The 7,439-nt window shown below is 41.9% G+C and carries 7 protein-coding genes; 4 read left to right on the top strand and 3 right to left on the bottom strand.

Annotation, left to right across the window (positions count from 1 at the left end; all coding sequences use genetic code 11):
• From parE to rraB, 4 genes are all read left to right on the top strand, one after another.
• Positions 1–1,323: DNA topoisomerase IV subunit B (parE, locus tag ON073_RS14380; protein ID WP_274762563.1), on the top strand; the 1,323-nt coding region annotated here is incomplete at its 5' end.
• Positions 1,324–1,352: 29 nt separating this feature from the next.
• The gene (gene parC / locus ON073_RS14375) at positions 1,353–3,659 is read left to right on the top strand and encodes a DNA topoisomerase IV subunit A (protein WP_274762562.1); all 2,307 of its coding nucleotides are present in this window, start codon (positions 1,353–1,355) and stop codon (positions 3,657–3,659) included.
• A gap of 154 nt (positions 3,660–3,813) precedes the next feature.
• On the top strand, positions 3,814–4,548 hold the full coding sequence (locus ON073_RS14370) for a 1-acylglycerol-3-phosphate O-acyltransferase (RefSeq protein ID WP_274762565.1): 735 nt from the start codon (positions 3,814–3,816) through the stop codon (positions 4,546–4,548).
• Positions 4,526–4,861: a ribonuclease E inhibitor RraB gene (gene rraB / locus ON073_RS14365; protein ID WP_010561698.1), complete on the top strand. Its 336-nt coding sequence runs from the start codon at positions 4,526–4,528 to the stop codon at positions 4,859–4,861. The genes ON073_RS14370 and rraB overlap by 23 nt, the downstream gene beginning before the upstream one ends.
• A gap of 52 nt (positions 4,862–4,913) precedes the next feature.
• Here rraB and ON073_RS14360 read toward each other — a convergent pair whose 3' ends face one another.
• From ON073_RS14360 to ON073_RS14350, 3 genes are all read right to left on the bottom strand, one after another.
• On the bottom strand, positions 4,914–5,198 hold the full coding sequence (locus tag ON073_RS14360; RefSeq protein ID WP_274762561.1) for a hypothetical protein: 285 nt from the start codon (positions 5,196–5,198) through the stop codon (positions 4,914–4,916).
• An 88-nt stretch (positions 5,199–5,286) separates the two neighbouring features.
• Positions 5,287–6,444 (bottom strand): glutathionylspermidine synthase family protein, encoded by a 1,158-nt coding sequence (locus tag ON073_RS14355; RefSeq protein WP_274762560.1) that lies wholly within the window; start codon positions 6,442–6,444, stop codon positions 5,287–5,289.
• The gene (locus tag ON073_RS14350; RefSeq protein WP_274762559.1) at positions 6,444–7,391 is read right to left on the bottom strand and encodes a DUF350 domain-containing protein; all 948 of its coding nucleotides are present in this window, start codon (positions 7,389–7,391) and stop codon (positions 6,444–6,446) included. Before ON073_RS14350 ends, ON073_RS14355 begins: the two co-directional genes overlap by 1 nt.
• Positions 7,392–7,439: the final 48 nt, after the last annotated feature.

Raw genomic sequence — 7,439 nt, 5'->3', positions numbered from 1 at the left:
GCGGTTCTGTGCCCTGGCTTAAAAATTCGTTTTATCAATAAGCAAACCAAAGAAACCATTGAATGGTTTTTTGAAGATGGTTTAAAAGACTATCTAGCAGATGCATTAAAAGAATATGAAGTATTGCCTAAACAGCCATTCACGGGAGAGTTTGCGGGCTCCACCGAAGGTGTGGATTGGGCGGTTTTATGGCTACCTGAGGGGGGCGAAGGGGTTTATGAAAGTTACGTAAACCTTATTCCCACTGCACAAGGTGGTACCCATGTAAATGGTCTGCGCCAAGGTTTGCTAGAAGCAATGCGCGAGTTTTGTGAATTCCGTAATTTATTACCGCGTGGGGTAAAACTAACACCTGATGATATTTGGGACCGTTGTAGCTATGTGCTATCGGTTAAAATGCAAGACCCACAATTTGCAGGTCAAACTAAAGAAAAGCTTTCTTCGCGTTCAACCTCTGCATTTGTTTCAGGTGTAGTGAAAGACTCATTTAGTTTATGGCTTAATGAACACACTGATATTGCAGAATTACTTGCTGAAATTTGTATTAGTAATGCGCAAAAGCGTATGCGTGCCGCGAAAAAAGTGGTGCGTAAAAAAATCACCTCAGGGCCGGCACTACCGGGTAAATTAACTGACTGTAGTACACAAGAAAGTGAGCGTAGCGAACTCTTTTTAGTAGAGGGTGACTCTGCTGGTGGTTCTGCAAAACAAGCGCGCGACCGTGAATTCCAAGCGGTGATGCCACTTCGTGGTAAAATCCTCAATACTTGGGAAGTGGAATCAGGGCAAATTCTAGCGTCACAAGAAGTGCATGATATTTCAGTGGCAATTGGTATGGACCCAGATTCAAATGACTTATCGAATCTGCGTTATCACAAGATTTGTATCCTAGCTGATGCGGACTCTGATGGGTTGCACATTGCAACCCTATTATGTGCACTGTTTGTGAAGCATTTCCCAATTCTTGTTGAACAAGGCCATGTTTATGTAGCAATGCCGCCTCTTTATCGTATTGATGTGGGGAAAGAAGTGTTTTACGCCCTTGATGAAGATGAGAAAACAGGCATCTTAGACCGTATTGAAGCTGAGAAAAAACGTGGCAAAGTCAATGTGCAACGCTTTAAAGGTTTGGGTGAAATGAACCCAATGCAGCTGCGCGAGACAACAATGGATCCAAATACCCGTCGCTTAGTGCAATTAAGTCTTGATGGCGATGAAGAGACTCTAGAAGTAATGGATATGTTACTTGCCAAAAAACGCTCAGGCGATCGTCGTGAATGGTTAGAAACCAGTGGTGACCAAGCGGATTCATGGAACTCATAACAAGCATAAAAAAATTTAGGTAAACGAGCATGTCAGATCTCGACACCCTCGCAATGCAAGGGATAGAACAACAAACAATGGCGCAGTTTACGCAAAGCGCCTACTTAAATTACTCGATGTATGTAATTAAAGACCGTGCACTGCCACATATTGGCGATGGTTTAAAACCAGTACAGCGTCGAATTGTCTATGCGATGAGTGAACTAGGCTTATCAGCAGCAGCTAAATATAAAAAATCAGCCCGTACCGTGGGTGACGTACTTGGTAAATATCACCCTCATGGTGATAGTGCCTGTTACGAAGCCATGGTACTGATGGCGCAGCCATTTTCTTACCGCTACCCGCTGGTGGATGGTCAAGGTAACTGGGGCGCTGCGGATGATCCTAAATCATTTGCTGCTATGCGCTATACCGAAGCGCGCCTATCAAAATTTTCAGAGGTATTACTGAAAGAACTCGGTCAAGGGACCGTTGATTGGATCCCTAACTTCGATGGCACCATGAAAGAGCCTGAAGTGTTACCTGCGCGTTTACCGCATATTTTACTTAACGGTATCACTGGTATTGCAGTAGGTATGGCAACAGATATCCCACCTCACAATGTACGTGAAGTTGCGAGTGCCTGTTGTGCATTATTAGATAAACCAAAAACTGAACTTGAAGAGCTGCTTGATTTAGTACATGCACCAGATTACCCAACAGATGCGGAAATTATCACGCCAAAGGCTGAAATTCGCAAAATTTATTCAAGTGGTAAAGGCTCTATCAAAATGCGCGCGGTATATACCGAAGAGCAGGGCGATATTGTTATTACAGCACTGCCGCACCAATGTTCGGGTGCGAAAGTGCTTGAACAGATAGCAACGCAGATGCGTGCTAAAAAGTTACCTATGGTGGCTGATTTACGTGATGAATCAGACCATGAGAACCCTACACGCATTGTGATTGTACCTCGTTCGAATCGAATTAAAGCTGAGCCTCTTATGGCTCACTTATTCGCTACCACCGATCTTGAGAAAAACTACCGTGTTAACCTGAACATGTTGGGGTTAAATGGCCGTCCGCAAGTAAAAAATTTAAAAACAATTTTATCTGAGTGGTTGGTATTCAGACGCGAAACGGTTCGTCGTCGTTTACAATATCGCCTTGATAAAGTATTGGCACGTTTACATATTTTAGAAGGCCTCTTGATAGCCTTTTTAAATATTGACGAAGTGATTGAGATTATTCGCTCAGAAGATGAACCAAAGCCGGTACTAATGGCACGCTTTGGCATCACTGAAACACAAGCAGAAGCAATTTTAGAACTAAAACTTCGTCATCTTGCTAAATTAGAAGAAATGAAAATTCGTGGCGAGCAAGATGAGCTTGCCAAAGAGCGTGATAAGCTTGAATTAACTCTTGGTTCAGAGCGACGCATGTCGACCTTACTGAAAAAAGAGATTCAAGAAGCAGCTGAGCTTTATGGTGATGAGCGCCGCTCACCTGTGGTTGAGCGTGGCGAAGCAAAAGCGCTAAGCGAAAAAGATTTAATGCCATCAGAAAGTGTGACTGTGGTACTTTCTGAAAAGGGTTGGGCTCGTTTTGCTAAAGGGCATGATATTGATGCAGAAGGGTTAAGCTATAGAGCAGGTGATAGCTTTAAATCTCTGGCCAAAGGCCGCAGCAACCAGCCAAGTGTGTTCTTAGATAGCTCGGGAAGAGCATTTTCAACTGAAACACATAGCTTGCCTTCAGCGCGAAGCCAAGGTGAACCAATGACAGGTCGCTTTAATGTGGCACCAGGGGCTAATCTTGAGCATGTTGTTATGGGTGATGAAAAAGCTAATTTCTTGATGGCATCCGATGCAGGTTATGGCTTTATCGCTGAATTTAATGATTTAGTCAGTAAAAATAAAAACGGTAAAGCGCTTGTGACTATTCCTGATGCGGCATTACTGATGACCCCTCAGCCCATTCATGATGTTGCAACTGACCGATGTTTAGCAATCTCGAACGAAGGGCGCATGCTGATCTTCCCAATTCGAGATTTGCCAAAACTGGGTAAAGGTAAGGGTAATAAGATTATCTCTATCCCAAGTGCCCGTGTTAAATCGCGAGAAGAGTTTGTCAAAGTATTGGGTATTGTGCCAGATGGCGCGTCTGTTACTTTACATGCAGGTAAGCGTAAACTCACGCTTAAACCGAGTGATCTTGAGCATTACTATGGTGAGCGTGGCAGACGCGGTAATAAGTTACCGCGTGGTTTACAGCGTGTGGACTTAATGGAAGTTGAATTTACCACCGCACAAGAACTGCTCGACGAGGCTATTGATCCGGAAAATACCGGAGAGTAGTAACAAAGCTTAGTGCCGAAAAGCGTCGAAAAACGTTAAAATAGCGAAAACCAGTCTCAATTTGGGACTGGTTTTTTTATAAACTGTGTTTTTTAGCTTACACATGTTAGCTAAAATTCGTATAATGGCGCGCTTAATTATTGGAGATGTTATTTTGATATTTGCTGTTCGCTTAGTACTGCTTGCGATTTTTATCTTTTTCAGTGCGATTTTTGGTTTGCTGTTGTGTTTAGTTATGCCATTCAACCGAAACCATGTACACCGTTTTGCTTCTTGGTATGGCAGTATGCATGTACTGTTAGGTGCAAAAGTAGATATCAAAGGACTTGATAAATTAGATAAAGAAAAGTCATACGTGTTTGTCTCGAATCATCAAAATAATTATGACTTATTCACAGTAACCAATGCGGTGCCAGAGAATACCGTAAGCATTGGTAAAAAAAGCATTCGTTTTATTCCGTTTTTTGGCCAACTTTATTGGCTATCGGGAAATATTTTAATTGACCGTAATAACAAATCTAAAGCCAAAGGCACGATTGATAAAGCAGCATCAAAAATCAAAAACGATAAAATTTCAGTTTGGTTATTTCCAGAAGGCACACGTAGTTATGGCCGAGGTTTGTTACCGTTTAAAACGGGTGCGTTTCATACTGCAATGCAAGCTGGTGTGGAAGTGGTACCGGTATGTATGAGCACCACAACAGGTCGTATTAAATTAAATCGTTGGTCAAATCCAAAAGTTTATGTTGAGTTGCTTGATCCAATCTCGTTAGATAAGGATGTATCAGCAAGAGAGCATGCGAAACGAATCCATGCTATGATGCAAAATAAGATTGAACAGCTAGATGCTAAAGTAGAGAGCGATTGTGGAAAACTGGCGCGAAATTAGTGAAGATATTGTTGAGTCATTATTAGAAGATGGCTCAAATCCAGATAAACTATATGAAGTAGAGCACCACTTTGTATGTGAAGATTTTGATAAGTTAGAAGAAGCTGCACTTGCTGCTTTTAAACTTGGCTTTGATGTTGAAGACCCAGCTGAACTTGAATTAGAAGATGGCAGCAAGATTTGGGGTTTTGACGTTGTTGTTGAGTGCGAGCTTGATGCTGAACTTATTCTTGAAGATGTTGATAAACTTATCGACCTCGCTGCGAAAGCTGGTGTGGAATATGATGGCTGGGGCACTTACTTTCAAGAGTAAATACTGAACTCATCAATCGAATACAAAAAAATAGCGCCTTATAGCGCTATTTTTATTGCCTGTCATCCAGCGAGAGATTGAACGGGGAGAACAATAGTATTGGTACTAAAATAAGCGTATGAATGGATAACCAAGCAAGTGTGCCCTCATAAACCCCCAGTGCTGTTACCGCTGTAAATAACCCAAGCGCTGAAGACACAACCGCTAATAACCAATAAAGGCCGATAGGGCTATTACTATCAAGTCGCACACTTTCAGCACACTGGTTACTTTTACAATAACAAGACATTGCGATAACTACCGTTACAAATGAAAAAGCAATCAATAAAACTTCCATGGTTATTTCCTGCAAAGGCTTTATGGAAGTAAGAGTATATTGCTTTGATTTCTTAGTCAATAAAAATGATAATTATTATCAACTAAATTTAACCTAGAATAATGTGGGGGATAAATCGAGAGGTATCTTGCGTGATTGGCGAGCTATCTTCACGAATAGTTAAGCCGCAACTTTGATGATTCACCAACCAACTGCCGATTAAGGTATGATTGCCATCAAATATTGGCAGTGGTGCAAGTGCTTGCACAATATAGCCTTCTTCACCGTAGCAACCCTCACTGTGCACTCGACCTTTGCTTGGGTGATGCCAAGTAATGTTAGCGCCTTCACGGCCAAAAATCGGTTTTTGCACATAACCATTATCTAAACCATCACCTACCTTATTTGCAAAGTAGGCAGGTAAAAGGTTGGGGTGATTGGGAAACATTTGCCAAAGCAGTGGCAGTAGTGCTTTATTCGACAGAATTGCTTTCCACTCAGGCTCAATAAAGCGGGTATGAGTCGTTATTATGTGTTTGGCAAACTCGTCCTTAAACAAGTCTTCCCAAGGGTAGAGCTTAAATAAGTGATTGATTGGCGTATCTTCAGGATCAAGTAATTGCCCTTTATTATCAACCCCAATTTCTTCAATTGGAAAGCGTGCTGTTGCGATACCTGCTTGATAAGCGCAATCTTGAAGATAGCTGACGGTGCCTTTATCTTCGAGCGACCCCTCTGAATAGCAAAAACTTAGCTGATGTTTTAAATTGAGTTCGATAAAGCGGTTAATTAAACGCTCTTGAATGCTGTTAAATTGATCAGCCTGACGGGGCAGTACAGCTCGGTCAACTTGTTGCTCTAACCACATCCATTGGAAAAACGCAGCTTCATAAATTGAAGTTGGCGTGTCGGCATTATATTCCAACAGTTTTGCAGGGCCCTTACCATGGTAAGAAAAATCCATACGACCATATAGGCTTGGTTCTTTTTGTTGCCAGCTGCGCTTTATCAATGACCAAAAGTCTTCAGGAATGGCAAATTGTGTTAACCAATACTCATCGTTAACTACCTTTTCGACGGCTTGTAAACACATTTGCTCAAGTTCATTGGTTGGATCTTCAATATCGTTTTCGATTTGCGCTAGGGTAAACTGATAATAAGCAGATTCATCCCAGTAGACTTCGCCATCGATCGTCGAAAATTCAAAGCCAAAGTATTCGGCCTGCTGTTTTAGATCAGGCCGAATCGGTGCATTACGGCGAAACATTAACCGCCGTAGCTCCGTGAAGAAGCGCGGCTACCGAATCCTCCGCGAGAACGCGACACCGATTTAGGTTTAGAGGTAAATTTTACTTTCGATTTTTTAACCATTACTGTGCCACGGTTGTTAATCGAGCCAATCAATTGGTTATTGCTATTGCGAAAGTTAAAAAAGTCATCTTTTGAACGGTACAGCGGCTTACTGCCCCCATAAGAGCTACCGCCAAAATAGGCATATTTTTTACGTTTTTTCTTTTTCGCGTAATCCAGTGCTTCATCAACTGCTTCAGCGACAAGGCCAATCATAAAACCAGCCATAATTGGCCGCCAAATACTGTTGTTATCACGTTCGCATTGGTCAAAGCCAAAGTCACTTTCACAGTTAGATTCGGATGTGTATTTAGGTGCTTCAACAAGGTGATTAGCAAGGGCTTCTTGGTATTGCACTTCACACTCTAAGCGTTCAACACCCCATTGTTCGCAGTCATCAACATCTTTGAATAACAGCGCAGATTCATCGCTTTCGCCACAGCCGGTCAATCCAAAACCAGCACCGAGCATAAGTGTGAGTTTGAGTTTACTAGTTCGCTTCATGGTGCCTCCTAGTAAGTCATACAGGCGGGAGCTGATTTCATCTTTATTAATGCGCTCAGTAATTTTAGGCATATAAATCTTAACAGCAAAAAAGGTGATTAGTTGCATTACGCAGGCAATAACCCCCCAAATCGCAAAATCAATAATTGATACAGAGTTTATAGCGGCACTGGCAACGGGTAGGGTAAAACCTAAAAATGCACCAGCAAATGCAACTGCAGCTGTGCGGTTATTTTGCTTCATTAAGGTCCACTCACAATGTGGGGTAACCAGTGTGTAGATAAAAATAAAGCCAAGAATTAATACATAACCAAGGGCAAAATAAAGCAAAAACGGAACAAAGCCCGCAAGTGAATCCATAATCATTATTGTTATACTCCAAAAAAACAAATAGCAGTATGCGAGTTT

The organism is Pseudoalteromonas sp. G4 (assembly GCF_028875915.1).
In the GTDB taxonomy this organism is placed as follows: domain Bacteria; phylum Pseudomonadota; class Gammaproteobacteria; order Enterobacterales; family Alteromonadaceae; genus Pseudoalteromonas.
Note: the sequence above shows the minus strand (reverse complement) of the source record. Positions and strands in the feature narration are given on the sequence as shown.

Coding starts and splice junctions, on each gene's coding strand:
- ON073_RS14360 (WP_274762561.1), bottom strand. CDS start 5,198: ATGGAAGTTTTATTGATTGCTTTTTCATTTGTAACGGTAGTTATCGCA.
- ON073_RS14355 (WP_274762560.1), bottom strand. CDS start 6,444: ATGTTTCGCCGTAATGCACCGATTCGGCCTGATCTAAAACAGCAGGCC.
- ON073_RS14350 (WP_274762559.1), bottom strand. CDS start 7,391: ATGGATTCACTTGCGGGCTTTGTTCCGTTTTTGCTTTATTTTGCCCTT.
- parC (WP_274762562.1), top strand. CDS start 1,353: ATGTCAGATCTCGACACCCTCGCAATGCAAGGGATAGAACAACAAACA.